Below are 258 nucleotides of genomic sequence, written 5' to 3'. Positions count from 1 at the left end.
CACTTACACCGAGTATTTTATTCGGTCGGCTTTCATTATTAGATAATAGCCCCCTAACATCGTAACCACCTATAGAGTCCTGTTTTAGAAAATTAATAATCTCAGAACTATTTCTATTCATTTCTTCTTCGCCTGTTACAAAAAAGCTCGAAAGACCTAACACAAAAAATATTATAATTTTTTTCATCACTTTCCTCTTTGCAGCCTAACGCCAAGTTCAGTTGATCGCCTTGTTATGCATTTACCACTGAACCATAA

1 protein-coding gene is annotated in these 258 nt (G+C 34.9%); it reads right to left on the bottom strand.

Features of this window, described 5'->3' with window-relative positions:
- Window positions 1–187 (bottom strand): hypothetical protein (locus Q4528_RS14615; RefSeq protein WP_303522380.1); only part of this gene is annotated, 187 nt, incomplete at its 3' end.
- Between the last annotated feature and the right edge of the window lie 71 nt (window positions 188–258).

Source organism: Staphylococcus pasteuri (genome assembly GCF_030547725.1).
GTDB lineage: Bacteria > Bacillota > Bacilli > Staphylococcales > Staphylococcaceae > Staphylococcus > Staphylococcus pasteuri.
Note: the sequence above shows the minus strand (reverse complement) of the source record. Positions and strands in the feature narration are given on the sequence as shown.